Source organism: Sphingopyxis sp. Geo25 (genome assembly GCF_949769135.1).
Taxonomy (GTDB): domain Bacteria; phylum Pseudomonadota; class Alphaproteobacteria; order Sphingomonadales; family Sphingomonadaceae; genus Sphingopyxis.
Genome location: NZ_CATKOZ010000002.1, coordinates 445173 through 461681 on the forward strand (window position 1 = coordinate 445173; position 16509 = coordinate 461681).

Consider the following 16509-nt stretch of genomic DNA (forward strand, 5'->3'; position numbering starts at 1 on the left):
AAGGCTGGAAACCACCCCCATAGCCGTCATCCTCGGCCGAATTTGCAATCGACATGGTCGCCAAAAGGAAAGGGGCCGCCAGCGCGTGCCGACGACCCCTCGATCCTTTCGGCCGCAAGGGCCGGAAAGAAGCTTACTTCTTGGCTTCTTCCATCGCGCCCTTGGCGGCGTCGGTCGCTTCCTTCGCAGCGTCGGCGGCTTCGGTCGCCTTGTCGGCAGCCTTGGCAGCGTCGCCAGCGGCAGCGGCATCGGTCGCTTCCTTGGCGGCGTCGCCAGCGGTCGCAGCTGCGTCGGCAGCGCCTTCGGCAGCCTGCATCGCGCCGTCGGCAGCGCCTTCGACGGTTTCGGTCGCCGGGGTTTCGGTGGTGGCGGCGTCATCGGCAGCCTTTTCACCGCAAGCGGCGAGGCCCATCGTGGCGGCCAGAACGAGCGACAGAGTGATCGATTTCTTCATATGGGAATACCCCTCTCGGTTTGAACGGATCGACCGGCATGGGAACCAATCGATCCCGTGAACTTGCCAATCGCGGGCAGAATTACCGCCTCGCCAAATGGCGTGCAATGACCTTTTTGCAAGGATGCCCGCCATTTGTCGTAATTTCGGGCCTGCCGATTCGCTAGCGGCGGAAATCGCGGCTTGCGGACTGGTTGACCGGATATAAAGAAAGCTTTATATGTGAATATATGACCGAGCTGCTCGACATTTTTCGCGCCCTTGCGGACCCCACGCGCCTGCGGGTCGTCGCGCTGCTGCGCGAGATGGAACTGGCGATCGGCGAGCTGGCCGCGGTGCTCGACCAGAGCCAGCCGCGCGTTTCGCGCCACGTCCGCATCCTCGCCGAGGCAGGGATTGTCGAGCGGCGGCGCGAGGGGAGCTGGGTGTTCCTGCGGGTCGTCGAAAAGGGGCCCGTCGCCGATATCATCGCGCAGGCGGGCGGCTGGCCCTTTTCGGCGCGCGAGGCGCTGGTGATCGCGCACGATGCGCGCCGGCTGGCTGCGGTGCGCGACGAGCGCTCGGCGGCCGCCGAGCGCTATTTTGCCGAACATGCCGCCGAATGGGATGCGATCCGGTCGCGCCATGTCGCCGAGAGCGAGGTCGAGGCCGCGATGCTCGCAATGATGCACAATCGCCGGCTCGGTCATCTCCTCGACATCGGTACGGGAACGGGCCGGATGGCGGAGATTTTCGCGCCCACCGCGCGCCGGATCACCGCGCTCGATCGCAGCCCCGAAATGCTCCGCATCGCGCGCACGAAACTGTCGGGCCAGCCACTGCCGATCGACCTGGTTCAGGGCGATTTCCTGCACCTGCCGCTTGCCGACGCGAGCACCGACAGCATCGTCATCCATCAGGCGCTCCATTTCGCGCACGAACCCGACCGCGTGATCGCCGAGGCGGCGCGCGTGCTGCGCGGCGGCGGCCACCTGCTGATCGTCGATTTCGCCCCGCACGAGGATGAGGAACTGCGCACGCTCGGCGCGCACGCGCGCCTCGGCTTTTCGGATGCGCAGATCCGCGGCTGGTTCGCCTCGGCGGGGCTGCTGCTCGAAACCACCCAGACGCTGGAAGGCGGCGACCTGGCCGTGAAGCTGTGGCTGGGCCGCCGGCGCAGCGACGAAGATCAACCTCCCGTCGCCGAGGGCGGGCAAAATAAAAGGCTGGCCGCATGACCTCGAACCTCAACTCGCTGGCGGAGGCGCGCCGCGCGGCGGCCTCGCCACTGTTCGCCAATCTGGATGGCGACATCGGCGTCAGTTTCGAGTTCTTCCCGCCGAAGACCGAGAAAATGGAGGCGCAGCTGTGGGATGCGTTCCGCACCCTCGAACCGCTGGCGCCCAGCTTCGTCTCGGTGACCTATGGCGCCGGCGGATCGACGCGCGAGCGCACGCACGCCACCGTCGCGCGCATCGCAGCCGAAAGCGCGGTCCCGCCCGCGGCGCATCTGACCTGCGTCGAAGCCTCGCGCGCGGAGATCGACGAGGTCGCGCGGGCCTATTGGGAGGCGGGCGTGCGCCATATCGTCGCGCTGCGCGGTGATGTGCCCGGCGGCGAGCCCTATCGCGCGCACCCGGATGGCTATGCCAATGCGATCGAACTGGTCGCGGGACTGAAGGCCGTGGCGCCGTTCGACATTTCGGTCGCGGCGTATCCCGAGGTGCATCCCGATGCGTCGTGCGCCGAGGCCGACCTCGACAATCTCAAGCGTAAGCTCGACGCGGGCGCGACGCGAGCGATCACGCAGTTCTTTTTCTCTCCCGAGGCCTTCCTGCGCTTCCGCGATGCGGCGGCGGCGGCGGGCATCGACGCGCCGATCATTCCGGGCATTCTGCCGGTGTCGAACGTCTCGCAGACGCGGCGCATGGCCGATATGTGCGGCACCGCGATCCCGGCGTGGATGGTGTCGCTGTTCGACGGGCTCGACGATCATCCCGCCGCGCGCCAGCTCGTCGCGGCGACAATCGCCGCCGAAATGTGCCGCCGCCTTTATGCCGGCGGGGTGCGCGATTTCCACTTCTATACCTTGAACCGCGCCGAACTCAGCTATGCGATCTGCCATCTGCTGGGATTGCGGCCGGTCGCGAACGCAAAGGATCAGGCGGCATGACATCAGCACGCGAAGCGCTGCAGGCGGCGGCGAAGGAGCGCATCCTGCTCACCGACGGCGGTTGGGGTACGCAGATCCAGCTCAGGAAGCTGACCGAGGCCTGCTATGCTGGCAGCCTTGGCCTGTCGCACGATCAGAAGGGCAATAACGACATCCTCGCGCTGACGCGCCCCGATGTCGTGACCGCGATCGGCGAATCCTATCTGGCGGCCGGGTCGGACATCGTCTCGACCAACACCTTCAGCGCGAACCGGATCAGCCAGGCCGATTATGGCGCCGAGGCGCTCGTCGCCGACATCAATATCGAAAGTGCGCGGCTGGGTCGTGAGACCGCGGTGAAATATGAGGCGATCGACGGGCGTCGTCGCTTCGTCGCGGGCGCGGTCGGGCCCACGAACAAGACGCTGTCGCTGTCGCCCGACGTCAACAACCCCGGCTTTCGTGAGATCGATTTCGACGAGCTCAAGGACGTCTACCTCGAACAGGTCGTTGCACTGGCCCAGGGCGGCGCCGACTTCATCCTGATCGAGACGATCTTCGATACGCTCAACGCCAAGGCGGGGATCGCCGCGACGCTCGAGGCCGAGGCGAAGGTCGGGCGCGAGCTGCCGCTGATGATCTCGATGACGCTGACCGACCTGAGCGGCCGCAACCTGTCGGGGCATACGGTCGAAGCCTTCTGGTACGCGGTGCGCCATGCAAAGCCGCTGACGATCGGGCTCAACTGCTCGTTCGGCGCGGCGCAGCTTCGCCCGCATGTGAAGGTGCTGTCCGAACTCGCCGATGCGCTGGTGATGGTCTATCCGAACGCGGGCTTGCCGAACGAGCTCGGCGAATATGACGAAATGCCCGACACCACCGCAGGGCTGGTGCGCGAATGGGCCGAACATGGTCAGGTCAACATTCTCGGCGGCTGCTGCGGATCGACCCCGGCGCACATCGCCGCGATGGCGAAAGCGATCGAGGGGCTGCCGGCGCGGCAGATTCCCGAGGTGGCGGTGCGTACGCGGCTGGCGGGGCTCGAGCCCTTCACGATGGCGGCATAATTCCCCTCCCGCTTGCGGGAGGGGCGAGGGGAGGGCCTGTTTGCTCCCCGTCGCCCGAGATTTGAGACAGACCCTCCCGTGATGGGAGGCACGTGACTCCCATCACCCCCTCCCACCAGCGGGAGGAAGAAGAAGAGCCCGATGACCGAGAATAGTTCCGCCTCCTCCAGCTTCGTCAACATCGGCGAGCGCACCAACGTCACCGGCTCCGCTGCGTTCAAGAAGCTGATCCTCGCCGACGACTATACCGCGGCGGTCGAGGTCGCGCGCCAGCAGGTCGAGAACGGCGCGCAGGTGCTCGACGTCAATATGGACGAAGGCCTGCTCGACGCCGAATATGCGATGACGACCTTCCTCAAGCTCATCGCCGCCGAACCCGATATCGCGCGTATCCCGGTGATGATCGACAGCTCGAAATGGGACGTGATCGAGGCGGGGCTGAAATGCGTGCCCGGCAAGCCGATCGTCAACTCGATCAGCATGAAGGAAGGCGAGGAACCCTTCCTCGCCCACGCGCGCAAATGCATGGCTTATGGCGCGGCGGTCGTCGTGATGGCGTTCGACGAGGTCGGACAGGCCGACACCAAAGAGCGCAAGATCGAGATTTGCGAGCGCGCCTACAAGCTGCTCACCGGCATCGGCTTTCCGCCCGAGGATATTATCTTCGACCCCAATATCTTCGCTGTCGCAACGGGGATCGAGGAGCATGACAATTATGCGGTCGATTTCATCGAGGCGGTGAAGGAAATCCGCATCCGCTGCCCGCACGCGCATTTTTCGGGTGGTCTGTCGAACCTGTCGTTCAGCTTCCGCGGCAACGAGGTCGTCCGCCGCGCGATGCACAGCGTCTTCCTCTATTATGCGATCCCTGCAGGACTCGACATGGCGATCGTCAACGCAGGCCAGCTCGACGTCTATGACACGATCGACCCCGAACTGCGTCTGGCGTGCGAGGATGTGATCCTCAATCGCAAGGTCGAAGGCGAAGACCTGACCCCGACCGAGCGCCTGATCGCGCTCGCCGAACGCTACAAGGGCAAGGATGCCGCGCAGGAAAAGGCGGCCGAGGAATGGCGCGGCTGGGAGGTGCGCAAGCGCCTCGAACATGCGCTGGTCAAGGGCATCGACGCGCATATCGTCGACGATACCGAGGAGATGCGGCAACAGATGGACCGTCCGATCGAGGTGATCGAGGGCCCGCTGATGGACGGAATGAACGTCGTTGGCGACCTGTTCGGATCGGGCAAGATGTTCCTGCCGCAGGTGGTGAAATCGGCGCGCGTGATGAAGAAGGCCGTGGCGCATTTGCTGCCCTTCATCGAGGCTTCGAAGGAACCCGGCGCGAAGGGCAAGGGCAAGGTCGTGATGGCGACCGTCAAGGGCGACGTCCACGATATCGGCAAGAATATCGTCGGCGTCGTGCTGCAATGTAACGGCTTCGAGATCGTCGACCTCGGCGTGATGGTGCCGTGGAGCAAGATCCTGGAGGCGGCGAACGAGAATGACGCCGACATGATCGGCCTCTCGGGCTTGATCACCCCGTCGCTCGACGAGATGGTGACGGTGGCGGAGGAGATGCAGCGCGCGGGCATGACGCTGCCACTGCTGATCGGCGGCGCGACGACGTCGAAGGTGCATACGGCGCTGCGGATCGACCCCGCATACAAGGGGCCGGTGCTCCACGTTCTCGACGCGAGCCGTGCGGTCGGGGTCGCGACCTCGCTGGTGAGTGATACCGGGCGCGACGCTTTCGTCGATGGCTACAAGTCCGAATATGAGCATATTCGCGACGTGCGCGCGGGCAAGGGACAGAGCGTGCTGCTCAGTATCGAGGAAGCGCGCGCCAACTATTACGATGCCTATCTCAGCGACAAGCCCGCGCCGCCGCTGCAACCCGGCCTGCACCGCTTCGACGATTGGTCGCTCGAGGATTTGCGCGAATGCATCGACTGGACGCCCTTCTTCCGCGCGTGGGAACTCCACGGCACCTATCCGTCGATCCTCGACGACGAGGTGGTCGGCGAGACCGCGCAGGCGCTGAAGGCCGACGCCGACGCGATGCTCGACAAGCTGATCGCCGAGAAGTGGCTGACCGCGCGCGGCGTCTGCGCCTTCTGGCCGTGCGCGCGCGATGGCGACAGCGTGACGATCCACCTCGCCGATGAAGAGCGCCATGTGACGCTGCCCTTCCTGCGCCAGCAGATCAAGAAGAGCCGCGACCGCGCCAATATGTGCCTCGCCGACTTCATCGACCCCGCGGGCGACTGGATCGGCGGATTCGCGGTCGGCATCCACGGCATCGAACCGCATTCGGAGCGCTTCCGCGCCGACAAGGACGATTATTCGGACATCCTGCTGAAGGCGCTCGCCGACCGTTTTGCCGAGGCGTTCGCCGAGCGGCTGCACCAGCATGTCCGCACGACGCTGTGGGGCTATGCGCCGGGCGAACAGCTCACCAACGAGGCGCTGATCAAGGAGGAATATCGCGGCATTCGGCCGGCGCCGGGCTATCCGGCGTGCCCAGATCACAGCTTGAAGCCGATCCTGTTCGACCTGCTCGCGGCCCATGAGAACGCCGGGCTGGTGCTGACCGAAAGCTTTGCGATGCTGCCGACGGCGGCGGTCAGCGGTTTCTATTTCGGCCACCCCGAAAGCCAGTATTTCGGCGTCGCGCGGATCGGCAGCGACCAGCTCGAGGATTATGCCGCGCGGCGCGGGGTCGATCTTGAGACCGCCACGCGCTGGCTGCGCCCGAATCTGGATTGATATCAAAAGCTCGTCACCCCGGATTTGATCGGGGGTGACGACGGTTTAATATCTCGATGCAGGGCCGTCCGATAGCGAGACAGGCGCGCGATTAACCAGCTTCGAGCACGACGGACGCAGCGGAAACCGCTATAGACCGCGCATGTTCATGGCTCTCCTTCGCCGGCCGTTGCTGCCGCTACTCGCCCTGCCGCTGCTGCTCGCGCCGGCGCCGCTCCCCGCCCAGACCGGCGGCGCGCCCTTCAGCGTCGACGGGCGTGGCTTCAACCGCCTGCAGGATGCGGTCGATGCGATCGGCGACGGCGAAGCGACGATCCGGATCGCGCCCGGATATCACCGCGACTGCGCGGTGCAGACCGCCGGCCGCATCGCCTTCGTCGCGGTCGAGCCCGGCCGAGCGATCTTCGACGGCGTGACCTGCGAGGGCAAGGCGGCGCTCGTCCTGCGCGGGCGCGGCGCGAAAGTCGACGGCATCGTCTTCCAGAACCTGCGCGTCCCCGACGGCAATGGCGCGGGCATCCGCCTCGAACAGAGCGATCTCGACATTGCGAACAGCCTGTTCCGCAACAGCGAGGAAGGCATCCTCACCGGCGACGACGCCGAAGCGACTCTGACGATCGACCGATCGACCTTCTCGCGGCTCGGCCGCTGCGACCGCGGGCTCAGCTGCGCGCACAGCGTCTATACCGGCCTCTATGGCCGCGTGGTGGTGACGCATACCCGCTTCGAAAAGGGCAGCGGCGGCCATTATCTCAAGACCCGCGCAGCCGATGTCGAGATCGTCGACAACAGCTTCGACGATACGCAGGGGACCGCGACCAACTATATGATCGACCTGCCGTCGGGGTCGGTCGGCCGGATTGCGAACAATCTGTTCGTGCAGGGTCGCGACAAGGAAAATTACTCGGCAATCATCGCGGTCGCCGCCGAAGAGCGCAAGAACCCGTCGCGCGGGCTGGTCGTCGAGGGCAATCGCGCTAGCATCCCCGAGGGAATCGGCCGCCAGTCGGTATTCGTTGCCGACTGGAGCGGCGAACCACTCGCGATCGGCGCCAACACGATCGGACCGGGACTGAAACGCTTCGAGAAGAGGTGAGGCGTTACGCCTCGCCGCGCGTCTCGATCAGCGACGCGGCGAGCGCCTCCGCGGGGGTCTTGCCGCCCCACAGCACGAACTGGAAAACCGGGTAGAAGCGCTCGCACTCGTCGATCGCACTTTCGATCAGCGTTTCGGCAAGGTCGAGCGGCAGCTGCGCGTCGTTGCCGAGCAGCATGCCGTGGCGGAACAGGATCGTGCCGCTGTTCGACCAGAGCTCGAAATGACCGAGCCACAGCTGTTCGTTGATCAGCGCCAGCGCCTCGTGCGCGACCGTGCGCTTGTCTTCGACGACACGGATGTCGGGGAAGGCGAGCAGCTGGATCACGCCATCGTCGGCGCGCCACACCGCGCGCAGTTCGTAAGTCGTCCAGCTGCCCTGCGCGGTCGCGACGATCTCGTCCTCGCCGACCATCTCGTGCGGCCAGTCGTGCGCGGCGAAATAGGAGGCGATCATGTCGATCGGCGCCGCTTCCTGGCCGTCATCGTCGTCGTAGATATCGTCGGTCATGCGCGGGCCTTAGACCGAAAGCGGCGAAGACGCGAGTCCGCGTCCCGCCGCCTTCGGGGACTGTCCTGTGCATAAATGGGCTGGCGTCAGGCCTTGGGTTTGCGCGGAGCCGATTTGGCGGCAGGCTTTGCAGCCGGCTTTGGCGCGGCAGCAGCTTTCGGCGCCGCAGCGGGCTTGGCTGCTCCTTCCAGCTTGTCGAGCCGCGCCTTCAGCGTTTCGGCTTCGGCGCGCGCCTTGGCGGCCATTTCCTTCACCGCCTCGAATTCCTCGCGGCTGACGAAGTCCATGCGGCCGACGAATTCCTTCGCGCGCTCGCGCATTGCGGCCTCGGCCTCGCGGCCGGCGCCCGCGACGGTTCCGGCGATGCCGTTGATCATCTTGGCCAGATCGTCGAAAATCCGGTTTTCGCTTTGCATTTCACTTCCTTCCAGGGGGAGAACCCCTTGCCCTTCATCCTATCTGGGTAGTCGCGGCGGGGACGACAACCCCCTTGTTTTCGGCGTCGGGGTTGCGCTGGTCGATCTGGAAATTGAGAAAAGTCGCGAAACAGAGCCAGGCGATATAGGGCACGAGCAGCCATGCCGCCGCCTTGCGGATCGGTGAGAAGGCAAAAAAAGTCGCGACCGTCACCATCAGGATGAAGATGATCAGATAGAGCGCGCTCGTCACCTGATGCGCGCCGAAGAACAGCGGCGACCAGGCGAAATTGGCGATCAGCTGGACGAAGAAGAGCAGCAGTGCAAAACCGCGCCCCTTCGCACCGCGCGCATGGAGCACCATCGCGAGCGCCAGACCCATGCAGATATAGAGGATCGTCCATGCGACGCCGAACACCCATCCCGGGGGAACGATGCTCGGCAGATCGAGCGCAGCGAACCAGCGATTGTTGTAGCCGCTGTTTGACAACAGTCCCATCAGGCTACCGACGAGCACGATCGACGGCACGGTGACCATCGCCCAGCGCCAATAGGACATGCGTAACTGGCCGGGCGTAGCAATCTCGGTCATGCGGATCTGGTCCCTGAATCTTTGAACATATCGGCGATTCTGCGGATGACAGGTGTCGCGGCTGGAATTTGCGCCGTCAAGCGGCTCGCTTGGTCGCAGCAATCAGGAACTCGACATTGCCTTCGGGACCGGTGATCGGGCTTTCGACCAGATCGAGCACATCCCAGCCTTCGCCGGTCAGCCAGCCGCGGACTTCGCCGCAGACGCGTTCGTGCACCGCGGCGTCGCGCACGACGCCCTTCTTGCCGACCTCGTGCCGCGCCGCCTCGAACTGCGGTTTGATAAGCGCGACTAGGCGTGCGCCGTCTTTCGCGAAGCTCATGGGCACCGGCAGCACCTTCGACAGCGCGATGAAGCTGGCATCGCAGACGATCAGATCGACGGGCTCGGGAATATGGTCGGCTGTCAGGATGCGCGCGCTCGTCTGTTCGTGGACGATCACACGCGCGTCCTGCCGCAGTTTCCACGCAAGCTGGTTGGTGCCAGAGTCCACCGCATAAACCCGCGCCGCGCCGCGGCTCAGTAGCACGTCGGTGAAGCCGCCCGTCGACGATCCGACGTCGATCGCGACCGCGCCCGTCACGTCCCAGCCGAGATGGGTCAACGCATGGTCGAGCTTGATGCCGCCACGCGACACCCACGGATGGTCGCGGCCCTTGACGCTGACCTCTGCTTCCTCGGCGATCTGCTGCCCCGCCTTGTCGATCTTGCGGTCGCCGACGAAGGCGAGCCCGGCAAGGATGAGCGCCTGCGCGCGCGTCCGGCTCTCGGCAAGGCCGCGGTCGACGAGCAGCTGGTCGGCGCGCTGTTTCGCCATCAGCCGCCGGCCTTGTCGATGAGCAGGCCGGGGGTCAGGATCTGCGGCAGGATTTCGGGCTCTGCCGCGCCCGGTGCATACCAGAGATAGAGCGGCACGCTGTTGCGGCCGTGCTCGGCCAAGGTGCGCGTGATGACGGGGTCGCCGTTCGTCCAGTCGCCGACGAGCGTCACGACGCTCTTTGCCTCGAACGCCGCCTGCACCGCCTCGCGGTTGATCGCGCCTGCCTCGTTCGCCTTGCACGACAGGCACCAGTCGGCGGTGAAATAGACGAACACCGGTTTGCCTGACTTGCGCGCCTCGGCAAGCGCCCCGGGCGAGAAGGTCGATCCCGTGCCGTCGGCCTGCCGTTCGGCCTGCGCCACATCACTCACCGTTCCCGCCAGGCTCACGACGAACAGCAGCCCCGCTGTATAGAGCAGCCACGCGCGCCGGTGGCCGCGCTGGATCGATCCGTAGTGGGCGAGCAGCACGACCGTCATCGCGACGGCGACGAGCGGCCAGACGATCAGGTTACCGTCGCCGACCTGGCGCCACAGCAGCCAGCCGAGCGCGAGCGCGGTCAGCCCCATCGGCAGCGCCATCCATTTGCGGAAGCGCGCCATCCACGGTCCGGGCTTGGGCAGCCGGTTGCGGAGCGCCGGCACGAAGCCGATGGCAAGGAAGGGCAGGGCAAGCCCGAGCCCCAGCCCGCCGAAGATCGGCAGCGCCGCCCCGGCGGGCAGCACCAGCGTTGCGCCAAGCGCGGCGCCGAGCAGCGGGCCACTGCACGGCGTCGCGGCGAAGGCGGCGAGCGCGCCGGTCCAGAAGCCGCCCGCGGCGCCGCTCTTTTCGGTGAGCGCCTGCCCAGCGCCGAACGAAGGGAGCTCATAGCTGCCGAGCAGGTTCATGGTGATTGCGATTGCGAGGATCAGCAGCGCGAGCACGCTGACCGGATGCTGGAGCTGGAAGGCCCAGCCGACCTCTTCCCCCGCAGCGCGAAGCGCGAGCAGCGCGCCGCCGAGCAGCAGCGCGGTCAGCACGGCGCCGCCGGTATAGGCCAGCGCCTCGACCTTCGTCGCGCGCGCGTCGCCGCCCGACCGGGCGAGGCTCAAAGCCTTGAGGCTGAGGATCGGAAAGACGCACGGCATCAGGTTCAGGATCAGTCCGCCGAGGATCGCGCCGCCAAGTGCGGTCCAGAACAGGCGCAGGTCGGGGGCGCCTGCGGCCGAAGCGACCGGTTCGCCCTTCGCCGGAACCGCGCCCGGCTCGAACTGGACCGTGAGCCCGCGGCCGTCGCCGAGCTTGAGCAGGCCTTCGGCGCGCCCGGCCGCGTCGCCCTTCGCCGCCGTCTCGACGATGATCCAGTCGCCGTTGCGGCTGAAGCCCTGCGCTGCCGGGTAGTCGACGATATTCTGCGTTTCGAGAAACAGGTGCGGCGCGTCGAGCGTGGTGCCAACCGGCAGCGGGATGGCGAAGCGCACGCGGTCGCCCTTGCGCTCCCATTTTCCCCCCCGGTCGAGCGGTTGCGGCAGTCTGGCGCGCCACGGGTCGAATTGCGTGCGCGTCGCGGGCGCGATCTGGCCGTCGCCCGCCTTCAGCGCGACCGAGATCACCGCCTTTTCGGGCACGCACACCTTGTCGGTGCAGGCGAGCCAGTTGGCGATGCCGGTCAGCGTCAGGTCGGTTCCCGGCGCGACGCTCTTGTCGACCTTTACATCCGCGAGCAGCGCATAGGGATGCTCATAGACATGGTTCATCATGCCGAAGAGGATCAGCGGCTCGGGAACCGGATAGCGAAACGGGCTCACCTTCACCCCTTCGGGCGCGTTCCATTCGACCGACAGGCCGAAACCCGCGTCGCCGCCATTGGTCCAATAGCCGTGCCAGCCCTTCTCGGGCGTCATCGTCAGCGCGAGCGAGGTGCTTCCGCCGGGGGGCGGGGCGGGCGATTCGGCGACGAGCCTTGCCGCGATATGCGGCGGTTCGGCGCGCGCAGGTGCGAGCGACAGCATCGCGAGCGCGAGCAATGCCAGCAGCGCGCGTCCCAGGCCTGTCACAAAAACGTCTTTCCGCAATTCCACACTCCGCCTGCCGCCGTCCTTCGTTCCGGGCTTGCCATATAGGCGGCTTTCGTCGAGAGGACAGCCCGCGCTGACGACCCCCAATCGGAGAAGCTGCCCGTGAAGACGAAAATGCTCGCCACCGCCGCAAAAATCACGCTGGCCGCCCTGCTTTCGATCACCGCGACGGGCGCGGTGCTTGCACAGAGTTCGGGTGCGCCCCCGGCGAAGGTTACGGCATCAACCCCCGCGCCCAAACTTGTCGTCGTGATCGCGGTCGACCAGTTCTCGGCCGACCTGTTCGCCGAATATCGCAGCCACTTCACCGGCGGGCTCGCGCGCCTTGCTTCGGGCGTCGTCTTCCCGGCGGGCTATCAGTCGCACGCCGCGACTGAAACCTGCCCCGGCCATTCGACGATCCTGACCGGCAACCACCCGGCGCACACGGGCATCATCGCCAATAATTATTTCGACCTGTCGGTCTCGCGCGACGACAAGCGGGTCTATTGCGCCGAGGACGAGACCGTCGCCGGCACGACCTCCGGCAGCGGAAAATATGCCCCGTCGGTGAACCATCTGCTGGTGCCGACGCTCGGCGACCTGATGAAGGCGGCGAACCCGAAAGCGCAGGTCGTCTCGGTCGCGGGCAAGGACCGCGCGGCGATCATGATGGGGGGGCACAAGGCCGACGAGCTGATGTGGCTCGTGCCGACCGGGCTGACCGGCTACCGGGGTACGACGTTGTCGCCGACCGCGCAGCAGGCGGGCACCGCGATCGCCGCCGCGATCGCGCAGCCGCGCCCGGCGGCGACGCTGCCGGCGGACTGCGCGTCGCATGACATCGCGATTCCGCTCGACAAGGGCGGCAGTGTCGGAACCGGCCGCTTCCAGCGCGACGGCGGCGACTTCCGCCGCTTCATGGCGTCGCCCGAAGCCGATGGCGCGGTGCTCGCCGCGGGCGCCGCGCTGCGTGCAGCGCGCAAACTGGGCGAGGGCGATACGACCGACCTCCTGATCCTCGGCCTGTCGGCGACCGACTATGTCGGGCACAGCACGGGCACCGAGGGCAGCGAGATGTGCATGCAGATGCTCGCGCTCGACCGCGAGCTCGGCGATTTCTTCGCGCGGCTCGACGCGACGGGGATCGACTATGTCGTCGCCTTGACCGCCGATCATGGCGGGCACGACCTGCCCGAACGCAACCGCCAGAATGCCTGGCCCGCCGCCGAGCGCGTCGACAAGGCGCTCGACCCCGACGCGATGGGCAAGGCGGTCGCCGAAAAGCTCGGCCTGCCGCAGCCCCTGCTCTACAGCGACGGCCCGTTCGGCGACATGTATCTGTCGAAGGCGCTAACCCCGCCGCAGCGCAAGGCAGCGATGACCGAGCTGCTCGCCCGCTACCGCGCGCATCCGCAGGTCGAGGCGGTCGTGACCGGCGAGGAACTGGCCAAATATCCGATCTCGAAGCGGTCGGCCGACGTGTGGACCCTGATGGACAAGCTGCGCGCCTCGTATAATGTACAGCGCTCGGGCGATTTCCTCGTCGTGCTGAAGCCGCGCGTCACCCCGATCCCCGAATCGGGTATGGGCTATGTCGCGACGCACGGATCGGTTTGGGACTATGACCGCCGCGTACCGATCCTCTTCTGGCGCAAGGGGCTTACCGGATTCGAGCAACCGAACGCCGTGATGACGGTGGACATCCTGCCGACGCTCGCGTCGGTGATCGGCGTGCCGCTCGACGCGGGCAAGATCGACGGGCGCTGCCTCGACCTCCTCTCGGGGCCCGAGAGCAGTTGCCGCTAAGCAAAGAAGAAACAGGACAAGATGAGGAAGAGTTTGGCGAATTTCACCGGCCGGATGCTGCTGGTCGGGTGCGGAAACATGGCGGGCGCGATGCTCGATCGCTGGCTGCAGGCGGGGCTCGATCCGTCCGCGGTCGCGATCGTCGATCCGTTCGCGCAGCCGCGCGAGCATATCGCCCACTTTGTCTCGCTTGCCGAATGGAAGGCGGCCGGCGGCGCGGCCGACTGGATCATGCTCGGCATGAAGCCGCAGCAGCTCGGCGAGGTCGCCGCCGACCTCGCCGCCATCGTTACCGACGACGTCCATCTCCTCTCGATCCTCGCGGGCGTCTCGCTCGCCGACCTCGCGCAGCGCTTTCCCGATGCAAGGGCGCAGGTGCGCATCCTGCCGAACCTCGCGGCGCGGATCGGTGCGGGCGTGTCGGCGGTGGCCAGCCTCGGCGACGCCGATGCGGCGGCGGTCGATGCGTTGCTGGCTCCGCTGGGGACCATTGTCGGGCTCGGCGACGATATGACGATGGATCTCGTCACCGCCTTCACCGGCAGCGGTCCGGCGTTCGTCTTCCGGCTGATCGAATCCTATGCGGCGGCGGGCGAACGTCTCGGCCTGTCGCCAGACGACGCGCTCAAGCTCGCGACCGCAACCTTCGGCGGCGCTACCGCGCTTCTCGCCGAAAGCGGCGAGAAGCCAGGCACTTTGATCGCGCAGGTGGCGAGCAAGGGCGGGACGACGCAGGCGGGGCTCGACGTGCTCGACAGCGACGGCCAGATCGCGGCGCTGCTCACCAATGTGCTGCGCGCGGCGCGCGACCGTGGCCGCGAACTCGCCGACATCGCGCGCGGCGACGCCTAGTTTTCGGTCCCCAGCTTCGCGGCGCGCGCGCGGTCGCGCGGCGTCATCAGCGCCTCGTTGACGTGCCAGAAGCCGGTCACCGCCTGCTGCCCCGCGTGGGTATAGGCGCGGCTCATCGCGTCGCGCAGCGGCTGAAAGATCGCCGCCTCGACCGCGCGCCCGGCGGCGGTCAGGCGTAGCTCCTTTTGCCGGCGGTCGCGGTTGCCGGGGCGCGTCGCGATGAAATCGCGCGCCTCAAGCTCCTTTACGACACGGCCGAGCGACTGTTTGGTGATCCCGAGCAGGGCGAGCAGGTCGGAAATCGTCAGCCCCGGCGCGCGCGCGATGAAGTAGAGCGCGCGGTAATGCGCGCGGCCCAGCCCGTTTTCGGCCAGCCGCGCGTCGGTCGCGCGCCACAGCGCACCATGCCCGAAAAACAGATATTCGATCCCGCGACGCACTTCCTCTTCGCGCAAGAAAAGGGCAGAGGCGGCGGGAACTTGTGAAAGAAAATTTTCATCTGGCATAGCGACTACCGTTGCGCGCGCGGCGCCTCTTTGGCAAGAGGCGCGCATATTCTTGTCCCGAGTCACGCCCCAAATCACAAGGTTTTGCCATGCTTGCTCCCGCTTTCGCCCGCCTGCCGCACCCCAATCCGACGGCGGACGAGGTACGCGCGGCGGCGATTGCCGATCCGGTTTTCGGGCGCGTCTTCACCGACCATATGGTCTCGATCCGCTATTCGGACGCGAAGGGGTGGCACGATGCGCAGGTGATGCCGCGCGGGCCGCTGCTGCTCGATCCGGCGACCGCGGTGCTTCATTATGCGCAGGAAATCTTCGAAGGGCTGAAGGCGTACCGGCTCGACGACGGCTCGATGGCGCTGTTCCGCGTCGAGGCCAATGCCGCGCGCTTCAACGCCAGCGCACGGCGCATGGCGATGGCCGAAATCCCCGAGGAACTGTTCATCGGCGCGGTGAAGGCGGCGGTCGAGGCCGATGCCGACTGGTTCCCGCCGGTCGCGGGCGGCGCGCTGTACCTCCGCCCCTTCATGTATGCGAGCGAGGTGTTCCTGGGCGTCAAGCCGGCGTCGGAATATCATTTCCTCGTCATCGTCTCGCCCGTCGGCAATTATTTCAAGTCGGGCGCGCCCGCGGTGTCGCTGTGGGTGTCGGAGCATTATACGCGCGCCGCGCCGGGCGGCACCGGCGCCGCCAAATGCGGCGGCAATTACGCCGCCAGCCTGATCGCGCAGCAGGAAGCGATCGCCAAGGGGCACGACCAGGTCGTCTTCCTCGACGCCGCCGAACATCGCTGGATCGAGGAACTGGGGGGCATGAACATGTTCTTCGTGTTCGACGACGGCAGCATCGTCACCCCGCCGCTGACCGGCACGATTCTGCCCGGCATCACCCGCGATGCGATCATCACGCTCGCGCGCGACGCCGGCCTGACGGTGCGCGAGGAGCCTTATTCGATCGACCAGTGGCAGGCCGATGCCGAGAGCGGTCGCCTGACCGAAAGCTTCGCCTGCGGCACCGCCGCGGTGGTGACCCCGGTCGGCAAGGTGACGCGTGGGCAAACGAGCTTCACGATCGGCGCGAGCAGTCCCGGGCAGGTCACGACGACGCTGAAGGACAAGCTCGTCGGCATCCAGCGCGGCCTCGCGCCCGACCCTCATGGCTGGGTCACGCGGCTCTAAGGGCTGCCTTGCAATCGGCGACCGCGCGTTCTAGAGCGCGCGTCGCACCGGTGCGTTGGGGCGTAGCCAAGCGGTAAGGCAGCGGTTTTTGGTACCGCCATGCGCAGGTTCGAATCCTGCCGCCCCAGCCAGCCGGTGTTTTCAGAAGCGCTCGCAAGCTCTCAGAGCGTCTCCGCTAATTCAATAAAAACAATGAGTTATCTTGAGACGGAATCGTGATTCCGCTCAGGTCGTCCCCTTGCAGCTCGACCCGTTTTTGGTCAGATTGTTGGTAGCAA

General features: G+C 66.4%; 15 protein-coding genes and 1 tRNA gene. 9 read left to right on the top strand and 7 right to left on the bottom strand.

Annotated features, from left to right (window positions below; translation table 11 throughout):
• Nucleotides 1–133: 133 nt before the first annotated feature.
• A complete protein-coding gene (locus tag QOL68_RS09345) occupies nucleotides 134–454 on the bottom strand; it encodes a hypothetical protein (protein WP_058455092.1) in 321 nt (106 codons plus the stop codon).
• A gap of 230 nt (nucleotides 455–684) precedes the next feature.
• Between QOL68_RS09345 and QOL68_RS09350 the strand changes: the two genes are divergently transcribed.
• The 5 genes from QOL68_RS09350 (at nucleotide 685) to QOL68_RS09370 (ending at nucleotide 7514) form a co-directional block, all read left to right on the top strand.
• Nucleotides 685–1671: an ArsR/SmtB family transcription factor gene (locus tag QOL68_RS09350; protein WP_282948667.1), complete on the top strand. Its 987-nt coding sequence runs from the start codon at nucleotides 685–687 to the stop codon at nucleotides 1669–1671.
• Complete coding sequence (metF, locus tag QOL68_RS09355; RefSeq protein ID WP_282948665.1) at nucleotides 1668–2606, top strand: methylenetetrahydrofolate reductase; 939 nt, start codon at nucleotides 1668–1670, stop codon at nucleotides 2604–2606. The genes QOL68_RS09350 and metF overlap by 4 nt, the downstream gene beginning before the upstream one ends.
• Complete coding sequence (locus QOL68_RS09360) at nucleotides 2603–3652, top strand: homocysteine S-methyltransferase family protein (RefSeq protein WP_282948663.1); 1050 nt, start codon at nucleotides 2603–2605, stop codon at nucleotides 3650–3652. The genes metF and QOL68_RS09360 overlap by 4 nt, the downstream gene beginning before the upstream one ends.
• 141 nt (nucleotides 3653–3793) lie before the next feature.
• The gene (gene metH / locus QOL68_RS09365; RefSeq protein WP_282948661.1) at nucleotides 3794–6418 is read left to right on the top strand and encodes a methionine synthase; all 2625 of its coding nucleotides are present in this window, start codon (nucleotides 3794–3796) and stop codon (nucleotides 6416–6418) included.
• 142 nt (nucleotides 6419–6560) lie between these two features.
• The gene (locus QOL68_RS09370) at nucleotides 6561–7514 is read left to right on the top strand and encodes a right-handed parallel beta-helix repeat-containing protein (RefSeq protein WP_282948659.1); all 954 of its coding nucleotides are present in this window, start codon (nucleotides 6561–6563) and stop codon (nucleotides 7512–7514) included.
• Between the two features lie 4 nt (nucleotides 7515–7518).
• Here QOL68_RS09370 and QOL68_RS09375 read toward each other — a convergent pair whose 3' ends face one another.
• The 5 genes from QOL68_RS09375 to QOL68_RS09395 form a co-directional block, all read right to left on the bottom strand.
• Nucleotides 7519–8025, bottom strand: coding sequence for a type III secretion system chaperone family protein (locus QOL68_RS09375; RefSeq protein ID WP_282948657.1), 507 nt, complete (start codon nucleotides 8023–8025; stop codon nucleotides 7519–7521).
• An 86-nt stretch (nucleotides 8026–8111) separates the two neighbouring features.
• The gene (locus QOL68_RS09380) at nucleotides 8112–8441 is read right to left on the bottom strand and encodes an accessory factor UbiK family protein (protein ID WP_282948655.1); all 330 of its coding nucleotides are present in this window, start codon (nucleotides 8439–8441) and stop codon (nucleotides 8112–8114) included.
• 34 nt (nucleotides 8442–8475) lie between these two features.
• On the bottom strand, nucleotides 8476–9033 hold the full coding sequence (locus tag QOL68_RS09385; protein WP_282948653.1) for a TspO/MBR family protein: 558 nt from the start codon (nucleotides 9031–9033) through the stop codon (nucleotides 8476–8478).
• Between the two features lie 76 nt (nucleotides 9034–9109).
• Entirely contained in the window at nucleotides 9110–9850 is a 741-nt protein-coding gene (locus QOL68_RS09390; RefSeq protein ID WP_282948651.1) for a TlyA family RNA methyltransferase, read from the bottom strand.
• Entirely contained in the window at nucleotides 9850–11844 is a 1995-nt protein-coding gene (locus QOL68_RS09395) for a thioredoxin family protein (RefSeq protein ID WP_282949256.1), read from the bottom strand. The genes QOL68_RS09390 and QOL68_RS09395 overlap by 1 nt, the downstream gene beginning before the upstream one ends.
• A gap of 180 nt (nucleotides 11845–12024) precedes the next feature.
• Between QOL68_RS09395 and QOL68_RS09400 the strand changes: the two genes are divergently transcribed.
• On the top strand, nucleotides 12025–13698 hold the full coding sequence (locus QOL68_RS09400; RefSeq protein ID WP_282949255.1) for an alkaline phosphatase family protein: 1674 nt from the start codon (nucleotides 12025–12027) through the stop codon (nucleotides 13696–13698).
• A gap of 21 nt (nucleotides 13699–13719) precedes the next feature.
• Nucleotides 13720–14550, top strand: coding sequence for a pyrroline-5-carboxylate reductase (gene proC, locus QOL68_RS09405; RefSeq protein WP_282948648.1), 831 nt, complete (start codon nucleotides 13720–13722; stop codon nucleotides 14548–14550).
• Here proC and QOL68_RS09410 read toward each other — a convergent pair.
• A complete protein-coding gene (locus QOL68_RS09410; RefSeq protein ID WP_282948646.1) occupies nucleotides 14547–15056 on the bottom strand; it encodes a MarR family winged helix-turn-helix transcriptional regulator in 510 nt (169 codons plus the stop codon). The genes proC and QOL68_RS09410 overlap by 4 nt on opposite strands.
• Before the next feature lie 89 nt (nucleotides 15057–15145).
• Between QOL68_RS09410 and QOL68_RS09415 the strand changes: the two genes are divergently transcribed.
• Together QOL68_RS09415 and QOL68_RS09420 are read left to right on the top strand one after the other, a co-directional pair.
• Nucleotides 15146–16231, top strand: a complete 1086-nt coding sequence (locus tag QOL68_RS09415) for a branched-chain amino acid aminotransferase (RefSeq protein WP_282948644.1) — start codon at nucleotides 15146–15148, stop codon at nucleotides 16229–16231.
• Between the two features lie 56 nt (nucleotides 16232–16287).
• Nucleotides 16288–16362: transfer RNA gene (locus QOL68_RS09420), tRNA-Gln, on the top strand.
• Nucleotides 16363–16509 lie beyond the last annotated feature (147 nt).

What these genes read in the sequence shown, in the direction of transcription:
- proC (WP_282948648.1), top strand. Translation starts at nt 13,720, where the DNA reads ATGAGGAAGAGTTTGGCGAATTTCACCGGCCGGATGCTGCTGGTCGGG.
- QOL68_RS09415 (WP_282948644.1), top strand. Translation starts at nt 15,146, where the DNA reads ATGCTTGCTCCCGCTTTCGCCCGCCTGCCGCACCCCAATCCGACGGCG.
- QOL68_RS09350 (WP_282948667.1), top strand. Translation starts at nt 685, where the DNA reads ATGACCGAGCTGCTCGACATTTTTCGCGCCCTTGCGGACCCCACGCGC.
- QOL68_RS09380 (WP_282948655.1), bottom strand. Translation starts at nt 8,441, where the DNA reads ATGCAAAGCGAAAACCGGATTTTCGACGATCTGGCCAAGATGATCAAC.
- QOL68_RS09400 (WP_282949255.1), top strand. Translation starts at nt 12,025, where the DNA reads ATGCTCGCCACCGCCGCAAAAATCACGCTGGCCGCCCTGCTTTCGATC.
- metF (WP_282948665.1), top strand. Translation starts at nt 1,668, where the DNA reads ATGACCTCGAACCTCAACTCGCTGGCGGAGGCGCGCCGCGCGGCGGCC.
- QOL68_RS09375 (WP_282948657.1), bottom strand. Translation starts at nt 8,025, where the DNA reads ATGACCGACGATATCTACGACGACGATGACGGCCAGGAAGCGGCGCCG.
- QOL68_RS09360 (WP_282948663.1), top strand. Translation starts at nt 2,603, where the DNA reads ATGACATCAGCACGCGAAGCGCTGCAGGCGGCGGCGAAGGAGCGCATC.
- QOL68_RS09395 (WP_282949256.1), bottom strand. Translation starts at nt 11,844, where the DNA reads ATGCTGTCGCTCGCACCTGCGCGCGCCGAACCGCCGCATATCGCGGCA.
- QOL68_RS09385 (WP_282948653.1), bottom strand. Translation starts at nt 9,033, where the DNA reads ATGACCGAGATTGCTACGCCCGGCCAGTTACGCATGTCCTATTGGCGC.
- QOL68_RS09370 (WP_282948659.1), top strand. Translation starts at nt 6,561, where the DNA reads ATGTTCATGGCTCTCCTTCGCCGGCCGTTGCTGCCGCTACTCGCCCTG.
- QOL68_RS09345 (WP_058455092.1), bottom strand. Translation starts at nt 454, where the DNA reads ATGAAGAAATCGATCACTCTGTCGCTCGTTCTGGCCGCCACGATGGGC.
- QOL68_RS09410 (WP_282948646.1), bottom strand. Translation starts at nt 15,056, where the DNA reads ATGCCAGATGAAAATTTTCTTTCACAAGTTCCCGCCGCCTCTGCCCTT.
- QOL68_RS09390 (WP_282948651.1), bottom strand. Translation starts at nt 9,850, where the DNA reads ATGGCGAAACAGCGCGCCGACCAGCTGCTCGTCGACCGCGGCCTTGCC.
- metH (WP_282948661.1), top strand. Translation starts at nt 3,794, where the DNA reads ATGACCGAGAATAGTTCCGCCTCCTCCAGCTTCGTCAACATCGGCGAG.